Source organism: Delftia tsuruhatensis NBRC 16741 (genome assembly GCF_001571325.1).
GTDB classification, from domain to species: domain Bacteria; phylum Pseudomonadota; class Gammaproteobacteria; order Burkholderiales; family Burkholderiaceae_C; genus Comamonas; species Comamonas tsuruhatensis.
The window spans coordinates 68,707-92,809 of record NZ_BCTO01000009.1; the positions used below are offsets into that span (position 1 = coordinate 68,707).

A 24,103-nucleotide genomic window follows, 5' to 3' on the forward strand; every position below is an offset into this window, starting at 1 on the left:
ATCGGGTCCTGCTCATTGATCGGGACCCCCTCATGCTTCGGCACAGCCATCTGTCCATCGCCGCAGTCGGCGCACTGTCACTTGCACTCGCAGCCTGCGGCAAAAGCACGCCGCCGGACCCGCGCACCCAGCCACCCCTCGTTCGCACCACCCTGGTAGCGCCAGGCAATGCTTCCGAGCGTGTCTTCACCGGCACCATCGCGGCCAGGGTGCAGGGCGATCTTGGATTTCGCGTGGCCGGCAAGGTGCTCGAGCGCCTGGTGGATACAGGCCAGACGGTCAGGCGCGGCCAGGCATTGCTGCGCCTCGACCCGGTGGACCTGAAGCTGGCCGCCCATGCCCAGCAGGAGGCCGTCGCAGCCGCCAGGGCACGGGCTCAGCAGGCCAGCGACGAGGAGCAGCGCTACCGTGACCTGCAGGGAACGGGTGCCGTTTCGGCCTTGGCCCATGAACAGATCAAGGCGGCCGCGGATTCCGCCCGCGCCCAGCTCAGGGCGGCCGAAGCGCAGGCCGCTGCAGCGCTGAACGCCAGCCGCTACGCCGAACTGCTGGCCGATGCCGATGGCATCGTGATGGAAACACTTGCCGAGCCTGGCCAGGTCGTCAGTGCCGGCCAGGTGGTCGTGCGCCTCGCCCATGCCGGCAGGCGCGAAGCGGTCGTCCAGTTGCCCGAGACACTGCGGCCCGCGCTGGGCTCGGCGGCCCAGGCCCGCCTGTTCGGCAGGGAGGAGGTGGTCATCCCCGCCAGACTGCGCCAGCTGTCCGATGTGGCCGACCGGGCCACCCGCACCTTTGAGGCCCGCTATGTGCTGGACGCCGGCGCGGCGGCCAGCGCTCCGCTGGGCAGCACGGTCACGCTCAGGATTGGCGGGACATCGACGTCGACATCGACATCGACATCGACGGCCGGCAAGTCAACCCTGCAGGTCCCCATCGGCGCCATCCTCGACGAGGGCAAGGGTGCCGCTGTCTGGGTGGTGCAGGGCGATCAGGTCAGGCGCCAGCCCGTCACCGTGGTTCAGGTGCAGGACGGCAATGCCCAGGTGGTGGGTGCGCTCGACCAGGGGGACCGGATCGTCGCGCTCGGCGCGCATTTGCTGAGCGAGGGTGCGCAGGTGCGGCTGGACAGCGAGGCGCCGGCGCCTTCAACGGCAACAACGGCAACAACGTCCACGGCGTCCTCCGTGTCCAAGGGAGTGTCCCGTGAGTGAAGGCCGTTTCAACCTGTCGGCGCTTGCCGTCCGTGAGCGTTCCATCACGCTGTTCCTGATCCTGCTGATTTCGCTGACGGGTGTCTTTGCCTTCCTGAAGCTGGGCCGGGCGGAGGATCCGGCCTTCACCGTCAAGGTCATGACCATCATCACGGCCTGGCCTGGCGCCACCCCGCAGGAAATGCAGGACCAGGTGGCAGAGAAGCTGGAAAAGCGCCTGCAGGAGCTGCGCTGGTATGACCGCACCGAAACCTTCGTCAGGCCGGGGCTGGCCTTCACCACGCTGACCCTGCTCGACTCCACGCCCCCCGGCGAGGTGCAGGAGGAGTTCTACCAGGCCCGCAAGAAGCTCGGTGACGAGGCCCGCAACCTGCCGGCAGGCGTGATCGGCCCGATGGTGAACGACGAGTACGCCGACGTGACCTTTGCGATCTACGCCCTCAAGGCGCGCGGCGAGGAGCCCCGGGCGCTGGTGCGCGATGCCGAAGCCTTGCGCCAGCGTCTTTTGCATGTGCCGGGCGTCAAGAAGGTCAACATCGTCGGCGAGCAATCCGAGCGGATCTACGTGGAGTTCTCGCACGAGCGCCTGGCCACGCTGGGCATCAGCCCGCAGGACGTCTTCGCGGCATTGAACAACCAGAACGCACTCACGCCTGCCGGGTCGGTGGAGACCCAGGGACCCCAGGTGTTCATCCGCATCGACGGGGCGTTCGACGCGCTGCAGAAGATCCGCGACACGCCCATCGTGGCCCAGGGCCGCACGGTCAAGCTGTCCGACATCGCCACCGTCCAGCGCGGCTACGAAGATCCCTCGACCTTCATCATCCGCAACGGCGCGGAGCCGGCCTTGCTGCTGGGCGTCGTCATGCGCGACGGCTGGAACGGGCTGGACCTGGGCAAGGCGCTGGACAGGGAGGTGGGCGCCATCAACGCAGACATGCCGCTGGGCTTGGGCCTGAGCAAGGTGACGGACCAGGCCGTGAACATCAGCGCCGCCGTCGATGAGTTCATGCTCAAGTTCCTGGCCGCGCTGCTGGTCGTGCTGGTGGTGTGCTTCGCCAGCATGGGCTGGCGCGTTGGCGTGGTGGTGGCTGCGGCCGTGCCGCTGACGCTGGCGGCCGTGTTCATCATCATGGCCGCCACGGGAAAGAATTTCGACCGCATCACGCTCGGCTCGCTGATCCTTGCGCTGGGCCTGCTGGTGGACGACGCCATCATCGCCATCGAGATGATGGTGGTGAAGATGGAAGAGGGCTACGACCGCGTGGCCGCGTCCGCCTACGCCTGGAGCCATACCGCGGCGCCCATGCTGTCCGGAACGCTGGTGACGGCGGTGGGATTCATGCCCAACGGGTTCGCACGCTCCACGGCGGGCGAGTACACCAGCAACATGTTCTGGATCGTCGGCATCGCGCTCATCGTGTCCTGGGTGGTGGCCGTGGTGTTCACGCCCTATCTGGGCGTGAAGATGCTGCCCCCTCTCAAGAAGGTCGAAGGCGGACATGCGGCGATGTATGGCACGCCCCGCTACGAGCGCCTGCGGCGCGTGCTGGGCAAGGTGATCGCCCGCAAGGGCATGGTGGCCGCAGTCGTGGGCGGGCTCATGGTGGCTTCCGTGCTGGGCATGTCCATCGTGAAGAAGCAGTTCTTTCCCATCTCCGACCGGCCCGAGGTGATGGTCGAGGTGCAGATGCCCTACGGCACCTCCATCGGCCAGACGAGCGAGACCACTCGCACGGTGGAAACCTGGCTGCTGCAGCAGCCCGAATCGGAGATCGTGACCGCCTATATCGGCCAGGGCGCACCACGCTTTTTTCTGGCCATCTCGCCTGAGCTGCCCGACCCGTCGTTCGCCAAGATCGTCGTGCGCACCGCCAACCAGGCGCAGCGCGACGCACTCAAGCTCAGGTTGCGCGAGGCCGTCTCCCAGGGACTGGCCCCGCAGGCGCAGGTGCGCGCATCGCAGATCGTGTTCGGGCCGTACTCCCCGTTCCCCGTGGCGTATCGCGTCTCCGGCCCCGACCCGCAGCGGCTGCGCGACATTGCCGGCCAGGTGCACCAGGTGCTGCACGACAGCCCGATGATGCGGACCGTGAACTCCGACTGGGGCGTGCGCACCCCTGTCATGCGCTTCACCCTGGACCAGGACCGGCTGCAGGCCATGGGCCTGACCTCCGCGGCAGTCGCGCAGCAGCTGCAATTCCTGCTCAGCGGCGTGCCCGTGACCACCGTGCGCGAGGACATCCGCACCGTGCAGGTGATGGCGCGTTCTGCGGGCGGCACCCGCCACGATGTGGCCAGGGTCGGCGACTTCACGCTCACCAACGCCACTGGCCAGCGCATACCGCTGTCGCAGCTGGGCGAGGTCGCCGTGCAGATGGAGGAGCCCGTCATGCGCCGCCGCGACCGCATGCCCACCATCACGGTCCGCGGTGATATCGATGACAGCCTGCAGCCGCCCGATGTCTCGGCGGCCCTCACCCGGCAGCTGGAGCCCATCAGGAAGGCGTTGCCTGCGGGCTACCGCATCGACGAGGCCGGCTCCATCGAGGAATCCGGCAAGGCCATGACGGCCATGCTGCCCCTGTTCCCGATCATGATCGCCATCACGCTGATCATCATCATCTTGCAGGTGCGGTCGATATCGGCCATGGTCATGGTGTTCCTGACCAGCCCCCTGGGATTGATCGGCGTGGTGCCGACGCTGATCGTCTTTCAGCAGCCCTTCGGCATCAACGCACTGGTGGGGCTGATCGCGCTGTCGGGCATCCTGATGCGCAACACGCTGATCCTGATCGGGCAGATCCAGCACAACGAGCAGGAGGGACTTGCGCCGTTCCAGGCGGTGGTGGAGGCCACCGTCCAGCGCGCCCGGCCCGTGATCCTGACCGCGCTGGCGGCGATCCTTGCCTTCATCCCGCTGACCCAATCGGTGTTCTGGGGAACGCTGGCCTATACGCTGATCGGCGGCACGCTGGCCGGCACGGTGCTGACGCTGGTCTTCCTGCCTGCCATGTACTCGATCTGGTTCAGGATCAGGCCCGGCGAATCCCCGCGCTGATCCACGGCAAATGCGCCAGCGGCCCGGGCCGATTGGCCACAATGGCGCATCCCGTTCCAGGCTCAGGAGGCCATGCATGTCCGATATCCGCTGCGGCGATTCCACCCACCATCGCACCTCTTGGGGCCGCCGCTGCGCGCGCGCCGCCGCACCCGTGCTGGCGGCGCTGCTGCTGTCGCCGCTGGCCCAGGCAGCGCTCAAGGTGGGCGACAGCGCGCCGCGCTTCACCACGCCGGCCGCGGTGGCGGGCAAGGCCTTCGATTTCGACATGGCCGCCACGCTCAGGAAGGGGCCGGTGGTGCTGTATTTCTTCCCCAAGGCCTTCACCCAGGGCTGCACCATGGAAGCCCACGCCTTTGCCGAGGCCACGCCGCGTTTCGCGGCCATGGGCGCCACGGTGGTGGGCATGTCGCATGACGACATCGATACGCTCAAGCGCTTTTCCACCGAGGCCTGCCGCGACCAGTTCGCCGTGGCATCGGACCCGCAGGCGCAGACCATCCGCGCCTACGACGCCTCGGCCGCCGCCGACCCCCAGCGCGCCGACCGCATCTCCTACGTGATCGGGCAGGACGGCAAGGTCCGCTTCGTGCACATGGGCTCGGACCCGGACGAGCATGTGCGCCAGACCGAGGCCGCGGTCAAGCGGCTGACCGGAAAGTAGCCCGCCGCGCGGCCCCTGTCAGGGGCCGTTGCCCTCGCCGGCCAGGATCTCGGCGTATTCCTCGTCCGTGAACAGCCTGGAGCGTGTGTGGAAGGCCTTGCCCGTGCTGCCCTCCAGCGAGAAGGTGCCGCCCTGGCCCTCGATCACGTCGAGGATGAGCTGGGTGTGCTTCCAGTATTCGTACTGGGACTTGCCGATGTAGAAGGGCGCGCCGCCCACCTGGCCCAGCAGCACGTCCTGGGCGCCTATCGTCAGCTCGCCGGGCAGGTAGCAGTTGGCGGCGCTGTTGTCGCAGCAGCCGCCGGACTGGTGGAAGAACACCGGCCCGTGCTGCGCCTGCAGGTCGGCGATCAGCGCCAGCGCGGCGTCGGTGGCAGTCACTTTGTCAACCATGGGTTGGTCCTTTCCTGGGCGGCCGGCCGCGCTGCGCGCCGCCGGCCGCATTCACCTGGGAAGAACTTCAGAAGAAGCCCAGCTTGTTCTCGCTGTAGCTGACCAGCAGGTTCTTGGTCTGCTGGTAGTGGTCCAGCATCATCTTGTGGGTTTCGCGGCCGATGCCCGATTCCTTGTAGCCGCCAAAGGCCGCGTGCGCCGGGTAGGCGTGGTAGCAGTTGGTCCACACGCGCCCGGCCTTGATGGCGCGGCCCATGCGGTAGGCCACGTTGCCGTTGCGGCTCCACACGCCCGCGCCCAGGCCGTAGAGCGTGTCGTTGGCAATGGCCAGGGCCTCGGCCTCGTCCTTGAAGGTGGTCACGGCCAGCACGGGGCCGAAGATTTCCTCCTGGAAGATGCGCATCTTGTTGTGGCCCTTGAACAGCGTGGGCTGCACGTAGTAGCCGCCTTCCAGGTCGCCGCCCAGATGGGCCTGGCCGCCGCCGGCCAGCACCTCGGCGCCCTCCTGCTTGCCCAGGTCCAGGTACGACAGGATCTTGGTGAGCTGCTCCTTGGACGCCTGCGCGCCCATCATGCTGTCGGTGTCCAGCGGGTTGGCATGCCGGATGGCGGCCACGCGCTGGAGCACGCGCTCCATGAAGCGGTCGTAGATGCTTTCGTGGATCAGCGCGCGGCTGGGGCAGGTGCAGACCTCGCCCTGGTTGAAGGCGAACAGCACCAGCCCTTCGACGGCCTTGTCGAGGAAGGCATCGTCCTTGTCCATCACGTCGGCGAAGAAGATGTTGGGCGACTTGCCGCCCAGCTCCAGCGTGGCCGGGATCAGGTTGTTGGCGGCGGCCTGGGCGATCACGCGGCCCGTGGAGGTGGAGCCCGTGAAGGCGATCTTGGCGATGCGCTTGCTGGTGGCCAGCGGCATGCCGGCCTCGCGGCCGAAGCCGTTGACGATGTTGAGCACGCCGGGCGGCAGCAGGTCGGCAATGAGCTCGGCCAGGATCAGGATGCTGATGGGCGTGGACTCGGCCGGCTTGAGCACCACGCAGTTGCCCGCGCCCAGCGCGGGCGCCAGCTTCCAGGCCGCCATGAGGATGGGGAAGTTCCAGGGAATGATCTGGCCCACCACGCCCAGCGGCTCCTGGATGTGATAGGCCACCGTGGTCTCGTCGATATGGCTGAGCGCGCCTTCCTGGGCGCGCACGCAGCCCGCGAAATAGCGGAAATGGTCCACGGTCAGCGGGATGTCGGCATTCAGCGTCTCGCGGATGGCCTTGCCGTTGTCCACGGTCTCGGCATAGGCGAGCAGCTCCAGGTTGGCCTCGATGCGGTCGGCGATCTTCAGCAGGACGTTCGCACGCTCGGCCGCGCTGGTGCGGCCCCAGGCGTCGCTGGCGGCATGGGCGGCGTCCAGCGCCAGTTCGATGTCCTCGGCCGTGGAGCGCGCGGCGCGGGTGTAGACCTTGCCGCTGATGGGGGTGACCACGTCGAAGTACTGCTCCTTGACCGGAGGTACGAACCTGCCGCCGATGAAGTTGTCGTAGCGGGCCTTGTAGGCGATCTTGGCGCCAGCGGCGCCGGGTGCTGCGTAGACGGTCATGCTGCTTGTCTCCTGAGGATGCTTATGGGTCTGTTGTGATCGGGTGTGGATCGGGATATCCGGCCATGGCCGGACGGCAGACATGATTCAAAAGCCGTGCCAGCCCGCAGGCCGCAGGGCAGGTGCCCGCAAAGGCGCGCGGGACGTGGCTGCTGCGGGTATTCCCGTGCGCGTTCGCCCTGTGCCGTGACGTTGCGCAACAGGACAACTGTCCAGAAATGGAACAGTCGGGCGCCTGACCCGCCACTTGGCTTGCCCGGTGCCCGCCGGCCCCGCATACTGGCCCGCAACGCGGCGCAATGACGCCCGAGCAGGAGACAGCATGCAATCGAGAGCCTCCCTTGTGGCCTTGCGCCAGGCCCGTCACAGCCTGATGGAGTCGGGCCGCTGCCCCAGCGGCCTGGTGGACGAGCGCCTGGCGCGCTCGTGGCAGCGCTGCATCGAGCAGGGACTGCGTCCCACCGGGCGCCTGGGCGCCGCCGACAACCTGGAGCAGCATGCGCTGGGCGTGCTGCGCAGCCGCCACCATGCGCTGCTGGCGCATTCACGGCCCGTCATGGAGTACCTGTCCGAGCAGGTGCGCGGCAGCCAGAGCGTGGTGGTGCTGGCCGGCCCCTGCGGCACCCTGGTGGATACCTGCGGCGACCCCTTCTTTCTGGGCAAGGCCGAGCGCGTGGCCCTGGCCAGCGGCGCGTCCTGGCATGAGGCGCAGCGCGGCACCAATGCCATCGGCACGGCACTGGCCGAGATGGACTCCATCGAAATCCAGGGCGGCGAGCATTTCCTGGAGCGCAACGGCTTTCTCACCTGCGCGGCCGCGCCCATCCTGTCGGGCACGGGCCAACTGCTGGGCATCCTGGACATCTCCAGCGAACATGGCCGGGGCAGCCCGCACACGCTGGGCCTGGTCGGCACGGCGGCCCGCATGATCGAAAACCGCCTCATGGCCTGCGACGGCCAGCGCCACATCCGCCTGCACCTGCACGCGCGGCCCGAAGGCATTGGCACGGTGGGCGAAGGCATTGCGCTGATCTCGGGCGACGGGTGGGTGGTGGGTGCCAACCGCGCCGCGCTGGCCTTGCTGCGCCTGTCGCACGCGCAGCTGGGCAGCGTGGCGCTGGACCAGGTGCTGGACGCCGGCCTGCAGGAGCTGCTGTCACGCCAGCACCGCCAGCCCGATGCGGCCCAGCCGCTGCGGCGCCATGACGGCACGGCGCTGTTCGGCCAGCTGGTGCCGGACCGGCGCACCATCATGGCGGGGGCGGCGGCGCAGACAGTGCAGGAGGCGCTGGGAGCGCGGCAAGCGGGGGAAACACGGCAGGCCCCCCGCGATGCGCTGGCGCGGCTGGACACGGGCGATGCGCGCTGGCGTGCGGCGGCCGACAAGGCCCGGCGCGTGCTGGGCAAGCCGATTGCGCTGCTCATCCAGGGCGAGTCCGGCGTGGGCAAGGAATGGTTTGCGCGCGCGGCCCACGACAGCGGGCCGCGCCGCGACGGCCCGTTCGTGGCCATCAACTGCGCGGCCATGCCCGAGTCGCTGATCGAGGCCGAACTGTTCGGCTACCGCCAGGGCGCCTTCACGGGCGGGCGGCGCGAAGGACAGGCGGGCCTGCTGCGCCAGGCGCACGGCGGCACCCTGTTCCTGGACGAGATCGGCGACATGCCGCTGTCGCTGCAGACCCGGCTGCTGCGCGTGCTGCAGGAGCGGCAGGTGGTGCCGCTGGGCGGTGGCACGCCCGTTGCGGTCGATTTCGCGCTGGTCAGCGCCTCCAACCGCAGGCTGCGCGAGGATGCCGACCAGGGGCGCTTTCGTGCCGACCTCTACTACCGCATCAACGGCCTGGCCGTGGAGCTGCCGCCGCTGCGCGAGCGGGGCGACTTCGAGGCACTGGCCGCGCGCATGCTGGCCGACATCGAACCCGCGCGCCCGCTGCGCATGGCACCGGCCCTGCTGGCGCAGTTGGCCGGCCATGGCTGGCCCGGCAATCTGCGCCAGTGCGCCAGCGTGCTGAGAACGGCCTGCGCCATGCTCGATCCCCATGAGGACTGCCTGCAGTGGCAGCACCTGCCCGACGACTTCCAGGCCGAGCTGGTGCAGACCGCCCGCAGCGGCCCCCGGCTCGACGCTGCGCCGCAGAGCCTGGATGAACTCTCGCGCTCGGCCGTGCGGCAGGCGCTGGAGAACTGCCGGGGCAATGTCACCCAGGCCGCGCGCATGCTGGGCATCAGCCGCCAGACGCTGTACCGCAAGCTGGCCCAGGACCGTGCGGCGGACGGCTTGCGGCTGCAGTGAGGCGCCTGCCGGTGCTCAGGCCTTGAAGGTGATCCAGGGCCTGAGCTTCACGGCGGCATGGATCAGGCCGGCCGCCTCCTGCGACTCGATGACCGGGCCGATGGGCTTGTAGGCTTCGGGCGCCTCTTCGATGCGGCGCTCCTCGCGCAGCGTCACGCATTGCCAGCCCTGCTCGCCCGCATGGCCTGCACGTGCTTCGGGGCGCAGCGCGCGCACGGCCTGGCGGCGCATGCGCCGCCCCGCGCCATGGCTGCAGGACCAGAGCCAATCGGCCGCGCCCAGGCCCGTGACCAGGTAGGAGGCATCGCCCATGGACCCCGGGATCAGCGCGAAGTCGCCCTCGTTGGCCGGCGTGGCGCCCTTGCGGTGGATGTTCATGCCGCCTTGCTGCAGGACCACGTTGTGCGGCACATCGACCACCAGGCGCGAATCCGCTGCGCCCACGATCTGCTCCAGGTCCTTGCGCACCAGCTCGGCCAGCACCACGCGGTTGGCCCAGGCATAGCGCGCCGCCACGCCCATGGCCTGCAGGTACTCGCCGGCCAGCGGACCCGACAGGCCGTACAGGCCGCTGGCCGGGTGCTTCACGCCTTGCGGCCACTCGGCCCGGGCGCGGTCCATCCAGGCCTGGCCCACGTAAAAGCCCAGGTCGCGCGATCCGCTGTGGATCATCACCACCACGTCGCCCGCGCGCAGTCCGGCGCGGTAGGCCGCGTGGCGGTCCAGCACCTCGTCGACCACCTGCAGTTCCACGAAATGGTTGCCCGATCCCACCGTGCCCAGGCACGGGTCGCGGAACACGGCATGGCGCTCCTGCAGATAGGCATGGGGCGCGTGGCGGGCGCTGCCAGCGAAGCTGTCCAGGCCGATGCAGGCGGCCAGCTCGCGGTGCAGGCGGTCCCTGTCGACATGGCCCCACAGGCCCTGGCCGCTCAGCCGGTCCACAAAGGCGGCCGGCCCGTGGTCGAACAGCGCGCGGAAGGCGGCCGTGGTCACGGGCACGTCGCGCCCGCTGCCCAGCAGGCTGGCGGTCAGCAGTTCCACCAGCCGGCCCTTGTGCGGCGCCAGCTGGTCCAGCCGGGCGCCCGTGGTCAGCAGGCGCACGCTGCAGTTGATGTCCGTGCCGATGGCGGCCGGAATGACGAAGTCCGATGGCGTGGCCACCACGCTGCCTACGGGCGCCACCGTGCCCGGATGGAAGTCGGGCGTGGCGCAGGCGCGGCAGACGGCGCCGTGGCTGCCCTGGCCGTCATGCCGGCGCACGGCGGCAAAGGCCAGCAACTGGCGCACGGCCTTGTCCTCCAGGGGAAGGCTGTCGGGAAGAAGAATGTGGGCCTCGGCCTGGCCATCGCGCACGTGGTAGATGCCGTCGCGATAGTCGAGAGAGATGCCCGTGCGTGCAAAGGCACGCTGGAGTCGTTGAGGAGTGCTCATGGCTGCAGATCCGCGAGGCCTGGTTGGCGCTCGCCGCGTCCGGTGGGTGTACGGACGATGAAAGACACCCGGGCGGCAAAGGCCCGGAAAACGTCTTTCCTGCAGCAGCTCGTTCAAGAAAGAAGGGGCGCAGTATAGCGGCAGATTTTCGAATCGTCTGCAGTGTCGATGGTTATTAATAAATTTGTATTCATTTCAATAGAAAATAATAATGATTGCTATCCTGCCCGGAAATCCGCGTAAACACCCATGCGCGGACTACTGAATCAAAGGTATCCGCAGCATCTGAAAGAAGATGTAATTTAAATAATCAAAAACATCCTACAAGTTGTTTCGGCGCGTCCGGGATGATGTGGTTGATTGGCCCGGTGGTCAAGTCAATCCATTCATTTCATCTGTACTCCATGTATTCCTTTTAAGAGGGAGCGCGCCTTTATGGTTTCGGATCTCGGAATTGCCTATTCCCGGCGCCAGGGAAAATCATCTCCCGATTGGTGGAAACTGATTGGCATACTATCTCTGGCGGCGCTGATGCCCGTCGCGGTGCAGGCTGGGGTCATCTTCGACAATTTCCGTGGACAGGTTTCGGTGCCTGGTGGATCGCCGGCTCCCAACTACCTGAACTATTCCGGTGGAAATTCGGTGGTACAGCTGCAGAATCTGGTGAGCTTTGCCAGCTCCACCACCAACATCGCGTCTTCAGGCACTGCGCAGAATATCGATTGGAATATTGCCAGTGCCACGCTGTGCAACAGCGCGGCCGGCAGCGGCTGGCAGTCTTCCGCCGCATGCCAGCAGTGGCTGCAGGGCCGCGTGGTGTATGCGCTGGTTGTATTTCCCACGGCGGGAACCTATGGATTTTCCGCTGCGCACGATGATGAGGTGAAGGTGGAGTTCTCCACCAATTTCACCAAGGCCAACGCGGCGCATTACAGAACCTTCGACTACAACGTACCTGTGGGGCAATTGGGGTCGTTTACCTCGGGCGATACGCAGTTTGAGAACATTCCCGGCAGCTTCGTGGTGGCACAGAACAACACTTGTTATGCCATGCGCGTGCACTGGAACAACCAGGGCGGGCTCAACCACCTGCGCCTGCGCTGGACGCCGCCGGGGCAGTCCGCACAGATCATTCCCGCCGCCAACCTGCGCGATCCCAGCGATCCGGCATCCTATGACGGCTGTGCCAACTTCAATACGGACATCGGCATTGCCAAGACTGGGCCGGACACCTTCGACAATGCCACGCCGTTCGACTACGAGCTCAAGGTCTGGAACTACGGACCCAACGCGGCCGGCAATGTGACCGTCGCCGACCTGCTGCCGGACAACGTCAGCCTGACATCGCCCATTGCCTGCATCTCCTCCGGTGCCGCCGTGTGCGGGACGCAGGCGGCCAACGGCAGGGCACTGTCGATGAGGACCGGCGTGCTGCCGGTGAACAGCAGCGGCGGGGCGGCGCATGTGCCGCCCACCTCGGGCGACTACCTGGTCTACCGCTTCCAGGTGACGCCGGCATCGGGGACGAACAGCATCACCAACACGGCCGCCATCACCATCAACGATACCAATCCGGCCAACAACTCCAGCACATTCGTGAACCAGCGCCAGGGCCAGGTCGTGGTGGAAAAGTCAGGCCCGAACTCAGTCCTCGTAGGCCAGGGCTTTGCCTACCAACTCACGCTGACCAACTACCGCACGGGCGGCACCGCCGCGATCAGCAACCCCGTGGTGCAGGACCAGCTGCCGCCGGGCGTGGCGGCCACGACCTCCACCGCACCGGTCGCTTGCGCGCCGCTCAATGTGCCGGGTGCCCTGCTCACCTGCACGCTGCCGGGCACGCTGGCCGGTGGCGGCGCGAGCCAGACCTTCAGCATCCAGGTCAACGCGCCCGCTGTGGGCTCCATCGTCAACTACGCTGCAACGCATCCCGCGCCACCTGCGACCTCGGCCTTGCCGCCGTCGCCGCCCGGGCCGCAGTGCGACGCTGTCACCACCAGCTGCACCAGCGCCAAGACCACCGTCGTGGGCCAGCCCAGACTCAAGGTGGGCAAGTCGGCTTCCATGGATTCCTTCATCGTCGGCCTGCAGGCCAGCTATGCCATCACTGTCGAGAACGTGGGAACCGGTGCGACGCCGCAGGCCACCGTGGTGACTGATACGCTCGACAGCAGCCTGACCATCGGCAGCCTGCCGGCGGGCTGCACGCGCAGCGGCCAGGCGGTCAGTTGCACCATTGCCGCAGGGCTGGCGACCCACAGCCAGGTCAGCTTTGCCATTCCCGTGACGCCTACCGTGGCCAATATCCTGCTGACCAACACCGCAACGGCCACGGGCGGCGGCGATCCGCTGTGCCCCAGCGCCTGCAGCAGCCAAGTCCAGGTGCCCGTGAAGGCGCCCAGGCTGGCCATTGCCAAGTCGGCCTCCATGGAGTCCTTCGTCGTGGGCCTGAACGCCAGCTATGTGCTCACCGTGCGCAACACGGGTACGGCGGCAACCACGGCGCCCGCCACGGTCACCGACACGGTGGCGGCCAACCTGCTCATCAATTCCGTGTCTGCAGGCTGCTCGTTCGCGGGTCAGCTGGTCAGCTGCACAATTCCTGCGGGCATGGCGACCAGCAGCCAGGTGAGCTTTGCCATCTCGGTGACGCCCCAGCCGGCGGCGGCCAACACGGCGATCTCCAACGTGGCCCAGGTCGGTGGCGGCGGCGATCCTTCCTGTGCGGCTGGCTGCACCAGCAACGAGGTGCTGGTGCCCGTCAACGCCTCCAGGCTGCGGATCGTCAAGCGCGCTTCCGACGATGCCTTCATCGTCGGCCAGCCTGCGCGCTATGTGCTGACCGTGACGAACACGGGCATGGCGGACACCATTGCCGAGACCCGCATCACCGATGTGATCGCCACCACGCTGACCATCGGCACGCTGCCGGGCCCTTGCACGGCGGCGGGCCAGTTGGTCACCTGCACGATAGCGGCGGGCCTGGCTCCCGGCGGCCAGGTGAGCTTCACCATTCCCGTGACGCCCATGACGACCGCCGGCAACACCACCATCTCTAACACGGCGCGCGTTGACGGCGGGGGCGACCCGTCCTGCTTATCCGGATGCAGCAGCAACGAGGTGGTGGAGCCGGTGAACACACCGCAACTGCAGATCGCGAAGACGGCGTCCAGCCCGGTGTTTGTGGTGGGGCAGGCGGCCTACTACACCATCACCGTGAGGAACACAGGTACGGCGGCCACCACGGCACCGACCCTTGTGCGCGATGTGATCGCCTCCACGCTGACCCTGGGCACCCTGCCGGCAGGGTGCTCGGTGATGGATCAGGTGCTCAGCTGCACCGTGCCCGCCGGGCTGGCGACGGGCGGGCAATGGAGTGCGGTGATCCCCGTCACGCCGCAGGCCGCAGCGGCCAACACCACGCTGGCCAATACGGCCAGTCTGACGGGCGGTGGCGACCCTTCCTGCGTGGCCCGTTGCGACAGTGGCACCGTGACCACGCCGGTGGAGTCACCCAGGTTGGAGGTGAGCAAGACGGCGTCGGCCGGAGCCTTCGCCGAGGGGCAGGCCGCCAGCTACGTGATCACGGTGCGCAATGTGGGCACGACGGCCACCACGCAGGACGCCGTGGTGCGCGACGAGATGGCGTCGGGCCTGATGGTGACGGGCGTCTCTGCCGGGTGCGCGTTCTCCGGCCAGACCGTCCTGTGCACGGTGCCTGCGGGGCTGGGCGTGGGCGCGTCCGCGACCTTCACGCTTTCGGTGGTGCCCAGGTCCGGCACGGCGGGCTCCTCCATCCTCAACACGGCCCATGTGACGGGGGGCGGCGATCCGCTGTGCCTGGCCAATTGCGACAGCCCCACGGTGGTGGTGCCGGTGAACGCGCCCAAACTCTCGCTCGCCAAGACCTTCTCGTCGGGCCATTTCCTGGCCGGGCAGTCCGCCAACTATGTTTTCACGGTGACCAACACCGGCACGACCGCCACCACGGCGCACGCCACGGTGCGCGACGTGCTGTCCACCAGCCTGGCGCTGGGTACCATGCCTGCCGGCTGCACGGCCAGCGGGCAGAGCGTTGCCTGCATCGTGCCGGCGGGCCTTGCTGTGGGGCAGTCGGCCAGCTTCACCATCCCGGTGACGGCCAAGGCGTCCGCAGGCAACACCACGCTCGTGAACACGGCCAACGTGACGGGGGGCGGGGACGCTTCCTGCGAGACCGGCTGCACCGGCACCGTCACCACGCCCATAGGCCCGTCGCCCTCGCCGGCCTCCATCCCCGTGGATTCGCCCTGGATGCTGGCCCTGCTGGGCGTTCTGCTGGCCGCAGGGGCCGCGCTCCAAGAGCGGCGCCTGCGCGGCTGATGCCCGCAGCGCGCTGGCATGGGCCATGTCGGCGCGCCTGTGGGAGCACTTTTAGGCGTCCCTTCAGCGTCCCTTCAGCGCCCCTTACAGCGCATCTTTGCGGCCTCAGGCGTTGCGCCGCTCGTACTGGGCGATGGCGTTGAGCAGCAGGGGCGAGAACTTCTTCGCGTAGTCGGCTCCACTCCACTGGCTTGACGATCCGCTCAGGTGCAGGGCGCCCAGCGGCACGCCGTCGGCATCGACCACGGCGGCGGCCAGCGCGACCTCGCCCATGATGAATTCATCGACCACCATGGCGTAGCCGCGCTCGCGCACCTTCTTCAGTTCCGCCTGGACGGCCTTGGCCGTGGTCAGCGTCCGGGGCGTGCTGGCCACCAGGCGGCCGGGGGCCAGCAGTTGCTCCACCTGCGCCTCGTCCAGCCGGGCCATCACGGCGCGCCCGCCTGCCGTGCATTGCAGGGGCACGCGCCGCCCGACCAGGGAGGCATGGTAGTGCTCGGTGCTGGTCTGGTGGCGCAGCACATGCACCAGCCAGTCGCCGTCGCGCAGCGACAGGCTGATCTTCTGCTCCGTGTCCTTGGACAGCTGCAGCAGCAGGGGGTTGAGCGCCTCGGCCAGCGCATGGGTGCGCAGGAAGTGGAAGGTCAGGTCCAGCACGCCCGGCCCCAGCCGGTAGCGGCGGGTCTGGCTGTTTTGCTGCAGGTAGCCCTCGGCGCTGAGGGTGTAGGCGTAGCGCTGGGCGGCGCTCTTGTCCAGGCCGCTGCGCTCCATGATTTCCGTGAGGCTCAGGTCGCCCGCCGCGCCCTTGAAGCAGTCCAGCACGCGGAATGCCTTGCCCACGGAACCCACATACAACGCGTTTTCGATCATCGTTTTACCTGATTGTGAATCTGAAGTATTAAATAACAATACCAAGTATTAAAAATATGGAGACAGCGGATGCCACAGCAAGCCATTGTCAGTGCGGACCGGGCGGTCGGCGCGTCGGAGTGGATCAAGGGCCAGCGGGAGAACATGCTTTCGCTGCTGGCGGACATCGTCAACATCGACTCGGGCAGCTTCGACAAGCCCGGCGTGGCGCGCGTGTTCCGGCGCCTGGAGGCCTTCTTCCTGGGCCAGGGGCTGCAGGTCAGCCCGCATTTCGTCGATGGCGTGGAGGCGGCGATCTCGGTCACCGTGAACGCGGGCAGCACCGTGGGCAGGCCCGTGCTGCTGATGGGGCACTGCGACACGGTCTTCCCTGAAGGCGAGGCCGCGCGCAGGCCGTTCCGCATCGAAGGCGGCAGGGCCTACGGCCCGGGCGTGGCCGACATGAAGTCGGGCATCGTCATGAACGCCTTCCTGCTGGCTGCGCTGGCCCACAGCGCGGAGCCTGCGCCCGAGGTCACGGGCCTGTTCACCTGCGACGAGGAAATCGGCTCGCCCCTGAGCAAGTCCGTCATCGAGCCCTTTGCGCGCAAGGCGGGCTTTGTCTTCAATGCGGAGCCGGGCCGGCCTTCGGGCAACGTGGTCACGGGCCGCAAGGGCGGCGTGTTCTTCGGCGTGGAGATCGAGGGCAAGGCGGCGCACTCGGGCGCCAACTTCGCCGAGGGCATCAGCGCCATCTCGGAGCTGGCGCACAAGGTGGTGGCGCTGGACGCGCTCACCGACCTGGACAAGGGCGTCACCGTCAACGTGGGTCTGGTGTCGGGCGGGCTGTCGGTGAACACGTCGGCGCCGTCGGCCAAGGCGGCCATCGACCTGCGCATTTTCGATCTGGACCAGCGCGAGTCCCTGGTGGGCCGCATCCGCTGCATCTGCGACAAGTCCTTCATCCAGGGCACGCGCTCCACGCTGAACATCACCGGCGAGTTCCGCCCCTTCGTTCCCACGCCGCAGTCGCAGCAATTGTTCGAGCTGTACCAGGCCGAGCTGGGCGCGCTGGGCCACAAGGCCGAGGGCGAGTTCAGCGGCGGCTGCGCGGACTCGGGCGTGACCTCCAGCCTGGGCGCCATCACGCTGTGCGGCACCGGACCCGTGGGCGGCAAGTTCCACACCACCGACGAGTACTGCGAAGTGGACACCATCGTTCCGCGCGGCCTGGCGGTGCTCCACACCATTGCGCGCCTGCCCCACGCCCGGTGGTAGGGCGCGCCTGATTCCCGCCTTCCCCCTCAAGCCACTGCCTGGTGCACTTTCATGAATCCACTTGCCTTGCCCACACGCCGCTCGCTCCTGAAAATCGCCGCCGGCCTGCCGCTGGCGCCCCTGCTGCTGCAGCCCGCCGCGGCCTCGGCGCCCGGCCCGGTCAGCCTGATGGTGCCCTACCCGGCAGGCGGGCCCAGCGACGTCAGCGCCCGCATCCTGAGCAAGCCCATAGGCGAGGGACTGGCGGCCAAGGTGATCGTGGAAAACCTGGGCGGCGCCACGGGGACGATTGCCGCATCCAAAGTGCTGGGCGCCAGGGCCGACGGCAGCATGTTCTTCCAGGGCACGCAGAACGAACTCATCCTGCCGCCGCTCACCAACAAGGCCGTGCGCTACCAGCCCGATGCGTTCGAGAACCTGCAGTACATCACCGTCACCCACCTGGTGCTGCTGGTGCGCTCGGGCCTGCCGGCCCGGGACATGCAAGAGTTCCTGGCGCTGGCGCGCTCGCGCAACGAAAGCAATTCGCTGACCTACGGCTCGGTGGGCGTGGGCTCGCTCTACCACCTGATCACCGAGTACATGGGCAAGGTGGTGAAGGTGCCGTTCACGCACGCGCCCTATGCGGGCACGGCGCCCGTGATCCAGGACCTGGCCGGCGGCCAGATCGACTTCAGCATCATGCCGTTCCAGGCGTCCATGCTGGAGATGATCCGCACCGGCCGCTTCCGGGCGCTGGCCGTGCTGTCGCGCAACCGGCCTGCGGTGCTGTCGGCCGTGCCCAGCATCACCGAAGTGCCGGCGCTGCGCGATTTCGAGTACGCCAGCCTGGCGGGCTACTTCGTCAAGCGGGGCACGCCGCAGGACGTCAAGCAGCGCCTGAACCAGGCCATCGGCCAGGCCCTGCTGGACCCGCAGGTCATCGCCAAGCTGGAGGCCGACGGCCGTGATGTCGCCAAGCCCATGGGCCTGGACGATGCGGCGGCCGCCTATTCTCGCGAGATCGCCAAGTACCGCGAGATGATCCGCGTCACGGGCTACGTGCAGGCGGATTGAGAGCGAAGGCCGCAACCTACGCGAGTGCGCCCTCCAGCAGCTCGGCCATGCGCGGCAGGTCGGGATCGGCGCTGGTCACCAGCCAGATGGCGCGCTCATAGGCGGCGCCCGCAATGGGCAGCATGCGGCAGTCGCCCATGAAGCGCTCCAGGCCCGTCCAGTGCGGCACCAGGCCCACGCCCATGCCGTCGGCGGCCAGCATGGCAATGGCCTCCAGCGCGTCCAGGTCGCACAGCACCGCAGGCTCCAGCCCCTGGTCGGCCAGCCAGTCGGCCGCATGGCGGCCTCCCCAGGCATCGGGGTCGTAGCGTATGTAGGGCAGGCTGCGCAGCAGCGCGGCAGGCCGGCCGCGTGCCTGGGGCGGGGCCAGCAGCACCAGCGGCTCGCGGCGCAGCTGCACGCTGCGCAGCGCCTTGGGCAGTTCAAAAGGGGGCGCCACGATGACGGCGGCATCGAGCTCGCCGGCCTGCAGCATCTGGAACAGCGCGCGCGAGGTACCCGGCACGATGACGGGCCGGCACTGTGGCGCCGCCTGCGTGAGCTTGCGCAGCGCGGCCGGCAGCATGCCGGTGAGCGCGGTCGAGATGGCGCCGATGCGCAGCGTGCCGGCCAGGCCATCGGCGCTGGCATCGCTGCCCAGCAGCGCGGCCTCGCGCACTAGGCGCCGCGCGCGCGGCAGCAGGGCCACGCAGGCCTGGGTGGGGCGGGCCGCATGGCCGCTGCGCGAAAGCAGGGCAAAGCCCAGCTCGCGCTCCAGCGCCTGCACGCGCTGGCCCACGGCGGCGGCGGTCAGGTGCTCGGCGCGCGCCGCATCGGCGATGGAGCCGCTGTCCACCACGGCGATCAGGCTCTTGAGATAGCGGGTCTCCAAAAGATTTCCTTGGGGATTGCAAAGAAATCAACGCTATCACTTTTGAAAAGCCTCTGCTAGGCTCGCGCCACCCACGGCAGGCCACGGCCTGCGAACCTGCCTGCACCACAAGCACAACCAAAGGATCAGCCATGCGCACCAGTTTCCACCTTGCCTACCATGTCCGCGATCTGGACGAAGCGCGCGCCTTCTACGGCACGCTGCTCGGCTGCCAGGAAGGCCGCAGCACCGAGACCTGGGTGGACTTCGACTTCTTCGGCCACCAGATCTCGCTGCACCTGGGCGATCCCTTCCCGGTCACGAACACCGGCCGCGTGGGCGACCACATGGTGCCCATGCCCCACCTGGGCCTGGTGATGGCCATGGACGACTGGAAGGCCCTGGCCGCGCGGCTGTCGGGCGGCGTGGTGGATTTCGTGCTGCAACCCGGCATCCGCTTCGAGGGCGAGCCCGGCGAGCAGGCCACCATGTTCTTCCGCGACCCCAGCGGCAATCCCATCGAGGTCAAGGGCTTCGCCGATCTGGACAAGGTCTTCGCCAAATGAGCGCCTCGCTTCCCCCGCTTCCTTTCGTCTGCGCACCCGGCTACCCGGCAGCCCAGGCCTGGCTGCAGGCCCTGCAGGCCGCCCTGCCAGAGGAGCGCGTGGTGGCGCTCGATGCGCTGGATGCCGACCAGCGCGCGGCCTGCGAGGTCGCCATCGTCGCCAACCCCCAGCCTGCCGACCTGCGCACGCTGCCGCGCCTGCAATGGGTGCACAGCGTCTGGGCCGGCGTGGAGCGCCTGGTGGCCGACCTGGGCGATACCGACCTGCGCATCGTCCGCCTGGTGGACCCGCAACTGGCCGACACCATGGCCGAGGCCGTGCTGGCCTGGACCCTGTACCTGCACCGCGACATGCCGCGCTATGCCCGCCAGCAGGCCGCGCGCCAATGGCTGGCGCATGACGGCGTGCGCGCGCAGGACAGGACGGTATCGCTGCTGGGCCTGGGCGCACTGGGCAAGGCCGCCGCGCAGCGGCTGCTGGCGGCAGGCTTCAAGGTGCGCGGCTGGAGCCGCACGCCCAGGCAGATGGAAGGCGTGCAATGCCATGCGGGTGATGCCGAGCTGCCCGCCATGCTGGCGCAGACCGACATCCTCGTATGCCTGCTGCCGCTCACGCCGCAGACGCGCGGCCTCGTCGGCGCGCAGGCGCTGGCCGCGCTGCCTGACCATGCCTCGCTGATCAACTTTGCGCGCGGCCCCATCGTGGACGATGCCGCGCTGCGCGCCGCCCTGGACGGCGGCCGCCTGGCCCATGCCGTGCTGGACGTGTTCGAGCAGGAGCCCCTGCCAGAATCGTCCTGGCAGTGGGCGCATCCCGCCGTGACCGTGCTGCCCCACATCTCGGCACCCACGGACCGCGCGACGGCATCGGCCATCGTGGCGGGCAATATCCGCCGCTGGCGCGCCAGCGGCGAGCTGCCGCAGGCGGTGGACGCGGCACGGGGCTACTGAGGGCGGCTACGGTACGGCTACGGCAAGGCCATGGACTGGCTTCTGAGCCAGTCCATGACGGCGCGCACATGGGGGCCCGGCTCCCGTTGCTCGCCCACGGCCAGATGGTAGGTATGGCCGGTGATCGAGGGGCCGAAGGGCTGCAGCAGGTGGCCGGCCGCAATGTCCTCGGCCACCAGGGCCAGGCTCACCAGGGCAATGCCATGACCGGCGATGGCCGCCTGGATGGCATGGCCCTCGTCGGAAAAGCGCAGTTGCCCCGCCGGTGAATTCCAGGCCAGGCCTGCCTCGTCAAACCAGCGCTCCCAGGTGGGATTGCTGGCGTGCGCCGTCTTCCAGTCAAAGCGGATCAGCGGCAGGCGGGCCAGGTCGGCCGGACCCAGCACGCCCAGCCGGGGATTGGCCACGGGCGCAAAGCGGTCGCTGAACAGGGGCTCGGCCACCAGGCCCGGATAAGGGCCGCGCCCGTAGCGCACGGCGATATCGACGGCATGGGAGCGCAGGTCCACCACATCGTCCGAGGCCTGCAGTTGCAGGTCCACCTCCGGGTGCATCGCGCGGAAGCTGGCCATGCGCGGCACCAGCCATTTCACGGTGAACGCATTGGTGGCCGAGATGCTGACCTGGGCGCGCAGGCGCTTTTGCAGCAGGCGCTCCAGCGTGGCGGCAAAGGCGTCGAAACCGTCGCGCAGCACCGGATAGAGCTGGGCGCCCGCCTCGGTCAGCACCACCTTGCGTACCTGGCGATCGAACAGCGCCAGGCCCAGCTGTTCCTCCAGCGCGCGGATCTGGTGGCTGATGGCCGTGGGGGTCACGGCCAGGTCGTCGGCGGCCTGCTTGAAGCTGCCCAGGCGTGCGGCGGCCTCGAAGGCGCGCAGTGCGGAAAGCGGCAGCTGGTTGCGTTGCATGAGGGCTGGAGGACGCAAGGGGCGGGTGATGAATGGGGTGAGGAATGGGGTGAGGAAAACTCATCTTATGCCTGATAAATGAACCTTTGTCGCAATCACCCGGCTTGCCTATCGTCCACCCATGCCCCAAGCGCGATCCTGCCGGGGATGGATGAAGGAAATGAAACCATGCTGCACCGTGTCACCACGCAACCCGACCCCTACGAGCCGTTTTTGCTGTCGCAAGGCATTCGCTTTGGCGAGCTGCTGTTCATCTCCGGCCAGGCCGGCGCCGGAGACGATGGCCGCATCGTGCCGGGCGGCTTCCTGGCCCAGGGCCGGCAGGCGTTTGCCAATCTGCGCCGCGCGCTGGAGGCGGGCGGCTCCAGCCTGAAGGACGTGATCAAGGTCACCATCTTCGTCACCGACATGGGCCACTTCGACGAGGTGGTCGCCCTGCGCCGCGAGTTCTTCGGCGCCCCCTATCCGGCCGACACGATTGCCCAGATCCAGGCGCTGTACGACCCGGCGGCCATGATCGAGATCGAAGCCATTGCAGCCGTGCGTGATGGCCAGGCCCGCTGACATGGTTGCGGCCGTTCTGTTCCGATGGCCTGGCCACGGCGTGCATGGCCGACGACTGGAGCCGATGGGGCCGATATCTGATCCCTTCAACCGCCGAGCAGTCCCGAGGTGCTCAGCGGCCCCGGCGACAGCTGCTGTCCCCATGCCTGCGTCAATGCCTCGATGGCATCGCCCACCACGCGGCAGGCCTGGGTGAGCTTGCCGTGCCGGGGCAGGGCCAGCGTCACATGGCGCACCAGGCCGGGGTTGACCAGGCGGCTGGCCTGCAGCCGGCCCTGGCGCAGGTCGGCATCGATGGAATACGGGCCGATCACCGAGTAGAGGCCGGGCGCGTGGGCCACGAGTTCCTTTTGCACGGTCAGCGAGTCGGCCTCGGCGGCTGCCGCGAGCCGAAAGCCGTGGCTGTGCGCGGCCTCATCGAGCGCATCGCGCCAATGGCTGGGGCGTCGCGGCAGCACCAGCTGCAGGCCGTCGAGCGCGGCGAACTCCGTGGTGGGCGCCAGGGTCAAGGCGTCGCCTGGGCGCGACACCAGATAGCTGTGCGCGGTGCTCAGCAGCCGCTCGTCGCCGCCGGCCGGGCGCGCGAAGCGAAAGAGGATGGCCAGGTCCACGGCACCGCTGTCCAGCAGCGCGTCGAGCTCCGTTCCCTGGGCCTCGGTGATGTTCAGGCGTATACCGGGGTGCTCGCGCTGCAGCCAGTCGAACACATGCGTCATCAGCGGGTGCGCGGCCGAGGGCACGATGCCCAGCCGCACCTCGCCCCATAGCTGGCCTGCGTCCGCACGCAGCGTTTCCTGCAATTGCTCGGTTTCCTGCAGCCAGCTGCGCAGCCGCAGCGCGGCCCGCGCGCCCAGCGGCGTCAGCGTGACGCCCCGGCCCGTGCGCCGCAGCAAGGGGCCGCCCAGAGACGCTTCGAATTCGCTGATCTGCCGGCTGATGTGCGACTGCACGGTGTGCCGCCGTGCCGCGACCTTGCTGATGCTGCCGGCTTCGGAGACCTCGAGGAAGAGCTTGACGCTGGGCAGGTGCATGGTGGTTACCCGGTTGAGGTATGCCTGATGAGGCAATTCTGAAAGCCTGAAATTCTATCTATCCAGATATCAAACGGATTTCTACAGTGCAGTCATGCCTTGCCAGCGGCCTTGCCGTGGCAGGTTTTCCAGACACCGAACCTAAGGAAAATCCGTTGAAACTCGCCAGCTTCATCCATGCCGGACAGCCCCGCTACGGGCAGGTTCTGGCCGAGCGCTTCCTGCTGCCGCCCGCCGACTTTCTCGCCCGCCATCCCGACCTGCTGTCCGTGCTGCGCGCACAGGCGCTGGGCGAGCTGGAGCAGGCCCTGCAGGCCGGCGCCGTGCCCGTCGATGCGGCGCAGACCCAGGCGCTGCCCGTCATCCCCAACCCCGGCAAGCTCATCTGCGTGGGCCTGAACTACAAGACCCATGTGGCCGAGACGCGGCGCGCCGACAGCGAGCACCCGTCGCTGTTCCTGCGCTTCAACGACAGCCTGGCCGCCGATGGCGACGAGCTGCTGCGCCCGGCCTTCTCGGACCGTTTCGACTGGGAGGGCGAGCTGGCCTTCGTCATCGGCCGGGGCGGGCGCCACATTGCAAAGGAAGATGCCTTCGACCACATCGCCGGCTATGCCTGCTTCAACGATGTGAGCGTGCGCGACTGGCAGCGCCATACGCACCAGTTCACGCCCGGCAAGAACTTTCCCGGCACGGCGCCCTTCGGCCCCTGGCTGGTCACGCGCGACGAGGTGGCCGACGTGCGCAGCCTGGCGCTGCAGACGCGCCTGAACGGCAGCGTGATGCAGCAGGCCAGCCTGGGCGACCTGATCTTCGACATCCCCACCATCGTGGCCTATGTATCGCGCTTCACGCCGCTGTCGCCCGGCGATGTGATCGCCACGGGCACGCCGGGCGGCGTGGGCGACCGCCGCGAGCCGCCCCTGTACATGAAGCATGGCGATGTGGTCGAGGTCGAGATCACTGGGCTGGGCGTGCTGCGCAACCGTATCGGCACTGATGTCTGAGATGACACCCCCTGAGTCGCTTCGCGCCTTCCCCC

The 24,103-nt window shown here is 68.3% G+C and carries 18 protein-coding genes; 11 read left to right on the forward strand and 7 right to left on the reverse strand.

Going from position 1 to position 24,103, the window contains the following annotated elements:
* Positions 1–32 precede the first annotated feature (32 nt).
* The 3 genes from DTS01S_RS03010 (at position 33) to DTS01S_RS03020 (ending at position 4,936) form a co-directional block, all read left to right on the forward strand.
* On the forward strand, positions 33–1,211 hold the full coding sequence (locus DTS01S_RS03010; RefSeq protein WP_017406756.1) for an efflux RND transporter periplasmic adaptor subunit: 1,179 nt from the start codon (positions 33–35) through the stop codon (positions 1,209–1,211).
* Positions 1,204–4,272 carry an efflux RND transporter permease subunit gene (locus tag DTS01S_RS03015; protein ID WP_017406757.1) on the forward strand — a complete coding sequence of 1,023 codons (3,069 nt, stop codon included), beginning with the start codon at positions 1,204–1,206 and terminating at the stop codon, positions 4,270–4,272. Before DTS01S_RS03010 ends, DTS01S_RS03015 begins: the two co-directional genes overlap by 8 nt.
* Positions 4,273–4,348: 76 nt before the next feature.
* The gene (locus DTS01S_RS03020) at positions 4,349–4,936 is read left to right on the forward strand and encodes a peroxiredoxin (protein ID WP_017406758.1); all 588 of its coding nucleotides are present in this window, start codon (positions 4,349–4,351) and stop codon (positions 4,934–4,936) included.
* An 18-nt stretch (positions 4,937–4,954) separates the two neighbouring features.
* Here the strand turns inward: DTS01S_RS03020 and DTS01S_RS03025 are convergent, their stop codons facing one another.
* The gene (locus DTS01S_RS03025; protein WP_026062734.1) at positions 4,955–5,329 is read right to left on the reverse strand and encodes a DUF779 domain-containing protein; all 375 of its coding nucleotides are present in this window, start codon (positions 5,327–5,329) and stop codon (positions 4,955–4,957) included.
* Between the two features lie 67 nt (positions 5,330–5,396).
* Complete coding sequence (gene exaC / locus DTS01S_RS03030) at positions 5,397–6,920, reverse strand: acetaldehyde dehydrogenase ExaC (RefSeq protein ID WP_012207447.1); 1,524 nt, start codon at positions 6,918–6,920, stop codon at positions 5,397–5,399.
* Positions 6,921–7,242: 322 nt separating this feature from the next.
* Between exaC and DTS01S_RS03035 the strand changes: the two genes are divergently transcribed.
* Positions 7,243–9,213, forward strand: coding sequence for a sigma-54-dependent Fis family transcriptional regulator (locus DTS01S_RS03035; RefSeq protein WP_061287318.1), 1,971 nt, complete (start codon positions 7,243–7,245; stop codon positions 9,211–9,213).
* A 15-nt stretch (positions 9,214–9,228) separates the two neighbouring features.
* On the opposite strand, the gene DTS01S_RS03040 is transcribed toward DTS01S_RS03035, so the two are convergent.
* Positions 9,229–10,647 carry an RtcB family protein gene (locus DTS01S_RS03040; protein ID WP_034397062.1) on the reverse strand — a complete coding sequence of 473 codons (1,419 nt, stop codon included), beginning with the start codon at positions 10,645–10,647 and terminating at the stop codon, positions 9,229–9,231.
* A 531-nt stretch (positions 10,648–11,178) separates the two neighbouring features.
* Between DTS01S_RS03040 and DTS01S_RS03045 the strand changes: the two genes are divergently transcribed.
* Positions 11,179–15,009: a DUF11 domain-containing protein gene (locus tag DTS01S_RS03045; RefSeq protein WP_061287319.1), complete on the forward strand. Its 3,831-nt coding sequence runs from the start codon at positions 11,179–11,181 to the stop codon at positions 15,007–15,009.
* A gap of 105 nt (positions 15,010–15,114) precedes the next feature.
* On the opposite strand, the gene DTS01S_RS03050 is transcribed toward DTS01S_RS03045, so the two are convergent.
* Positions 15,115–15,879, reverse strand: coding sequence for an IclR family transcriptional regulator (locus DTS01S_RS03050; protein WP_013800690.1), 765 nt, complete (start codon positions 15,877–15,879; stop codon positions 15,115–15,117).
* Positions 15,880–15,948: 69 nt separating this feature from the next.
* Between DTS01S_RS03050 and DTS01S_RS03055 the strand changes: the two genes are divergently transcribed.
* Together DTS01S_RS03055 and DTS01S_RS03060 are read left to right on the forward strand one after the other, a co-directional pair.
* Positions 15,949–17,136 carry a M20 family metallopeptidase gene (locus tag DTS01S_RS03055; RefSeq protein WP_016450904.1) on the forward strand — a complete coding sequence of 396 codons (1,188 nt, stop codon included), beginning with the start codon at positions 15,949–15,951 and terminating at the stop codon, positions 17,134–17,136.
* A gap of 51 nt (positions 17,137–17,187) precedes the next feature.
* On the forward strand, positions 17,188–18,192 hold the full coding sequence (locus DTS01S_RS03060; protein ID WP_046240062.1) for a tripartite tricarboxylate transporter substrate binding protein: 1,005 nt from the start codon (positions 17,188–17,190) through the stop codon (positions 18,190–18,192).
* Between the two features lie 16 nt (positions 18,193–18,208).
* On the opposite strand, the gene DTS01S_RS03065 is transcribed toward DTS01S_RS03060, so the two are convergent.
* On the reverse strand, positions 18,209–19,063 hold the full coding sequence (locus tag DTS01S_RS03065; protein WP_061287320.1) for a LysR substrate-binding domain-containing protein: 855 nt from the start codon (positions 19,061–19,063) through the stop codon (positions 18,209–18,211).
* Between the two features lie 131 nt (positions 19,064–19,194).
* Here DTS01S_RS03065 and DTS01S_RS03070 point away from each other — a divergent pair, with 131 nt between their 5' ends.
* Both DTS01S_RS03070 and DTS01S_RS03075 read left to right on the forward strand, forming a co-directional pair.
* Positions 19,195–19,608, forward strand: coding sequence for a VOC family protein (locus tag DTS01S_RS03070; protein WP_017406765.1), 414 nt, complete (start codon positions 19,195–19,197; stop codon positions 19,606–19,608).
* Entirely contained in the window at positions 19,605–20,558 is a 954-nt protein-coding gene (locus DTS01S_RS03075) for a 2-hydroxyacid dehydrogenase (RefSeq protein ID WP_061287321.1), read from the forward strand. The genes DTS01S_RS03070 and DTS01S_RS03075 overlap by 4 nt, the downstream gene beginning before the upstream one ends.
* A gap of 17 nt (positions 20,559–20,575) precedes the next feature.
* On the opposite strand, the gene DTS01S_RS03080 is transcribed toward DTS01S_RS03075, so the two are convergent.
* Entirely contained in the window at positions 20,576–21,466 is an 891-nt protein-coding gene (locus DTS01S_RS03080) for a LysR substrate-binding domain-containing protein (RefSeq protein WP_061287322.1), read from the reverse strand.
* Positions 21,467–21,634: 168 nt separating this feature from the next.
* Between DTS01S_RS03080 and DTS01S_RS03085 the strand changes: the two genes are divergently transcribed.
* Entirely contained in the window at positions 21,635–22,030 is a 396-nt protein-coding gene (locus tag DTS01S_RS03085) for a RidA family protein (protein ID WP_016445482.1), read from the forward strand.
* An 86-nt stretch (positions 22,031–22,116) separates the two neighbouring features.
* Here the strand turns inward: DTS01S_RS03085 and DTS01S_RS03090 are convergent, their stop codons facing one another.
* Positions 22,117–23,061 (reverse strand): LysR family transcriptional regulator, encoded by a 945-nt coding sequence (locus DTS01S_RS03090; RefSeq protein WP_061287323.1) that lies wholly within the window; start codon positions 23,059–23,061, stop codon positions 22,117–22,119.
* 155 nt (positions 23,062–23,216) lie between these two features.
* Between DTS01S_RS03090 and DTS01S_RS03095 the strand changes: the two genes are divergently transcribed.
* Complete coding sequence (locus tag DTS01S_RS03095) at positions 23,217–24,068, forward strand: fumarylacetoacetate hydrolase family protein (RefSeq protein WP_061287324.1); 852 nt, start codon at positions 23,217–23,219, stop codon at positions 24,066–24,068.
* Positions 24,069–24,103: the final 35 nt, after the last annotated feature.

Excerpts from the sequence above, each read along its gene's own strand:
- DTS01S_RS03010 (WP_017406756.1), top strand. The coding sequence starts at position 33 with ATGCTTCGGCACAGCCATCTGTCCATCGCCGCAGTCGGCGCACTGTCA.
- DTS01S_RS03020 (WP_017406758.1), top strand. The coding sequence starts at position 4,349 with ATGTCCGATATCCGCTGCGGCGATTCCACCCACCATCGCACCTCTTGG.
- DTS01S_RS03025 (WP_026062734.1), bottom strand. The coding sequence starts at position 5,329 with ATGGTTGACAAAGTGACTGCCACCGACGCCGCGCTGGCGCTGATCGCC.
- exaC (WP_012207447.1), bottom strand. The coding sequence starts at position 6,920 with ATGACCGTCTACGCAGCACCCGGCGCCGCTGGCGCCAAGATCGCCTAC.
- DTS01S_RS03035 (WP_061287318.1), top strand. The coding sequence starts at position 7,243 with ATGCAATCGAGAGCCTCCCTTGTGGCCTTGCGCCAGGCCCGTCACAGC.
- DTS01S_RS03040 (WP_034397062.1), bottom strand. The coding sequence starts at position 10,647 with ATGAGCACTCCTCAACGACTCCAGCGTGCCTTTGCACGCACGGGCATC.
- DTS01S_RS03045 (WP_061287319.1), top strand. The coding sequence starts at position 11,179 with ATGCCCGTCGCGGTGCAGGCTGGGGTCATCTTCGACAATTTCCGTGGA.
- DTS01S_RS03050 (WP_013800690.1), bottom strand. The coding sequence starts at position 15,879 with ATGATCGAAAACGCGTTGTATGTGGGTTCCGTGGGCAAGGCATTCCGC.
- DTS01S_RS03055 (WP_016450904.1), top strand. The coding sequence starts at position 15,949 with ATGCCACAGCAAGCCATTGTCAGTGCGGACCGGGCGGTCGGCGCGTCG.
- DTS01S_RS03060 (WP_046240062.1), top strand. The coding sequence starts at position 17,188 with ATGAATCCACTTGCCTTGCCCACACGCCGCTCGCTCCTGAAAATCGCC.
- DTS01S_RS03070 (WP_017406765.1), top strand. The coding sequence starts at position 19,195 with ATGCGCACCAGTTTCCACCTTGCCTACCATGTCCGCGATCTGGACGAA.
- DTS01S_RS03075 (WP_061287321.1), top strand. The coding sequence starts at position 19,605 with ATGAGCGCCTCGCTTCCCCCGCTTCCTTTCGTCTGCGCACCCGGCTAC.
- DTS01S_RS03080 (WP_061287322.1), bottom strand. The coding sequence starts at position 21,466 with ATGCAACGCAACCAGCTGCCGCTTTCCGCACTGCGCGCCTTCGAGGCC.
- DTS01S_RS03085 (WP_016445482.1), top strand. The coding sequence starts at position 21,635 with ATGCTGCACCGTGTCACCACGCAACCCGACCCCTACGAGCCGTTTTTG.
- DTS01S_RS03090 (WP_061287323.1), bottom strand. The coding sequence starts at position 23,061 with ATGCACCTGCCCAGCGTCAAGCTCTTCCTCGAGGTCTCCGAAGCCGGC.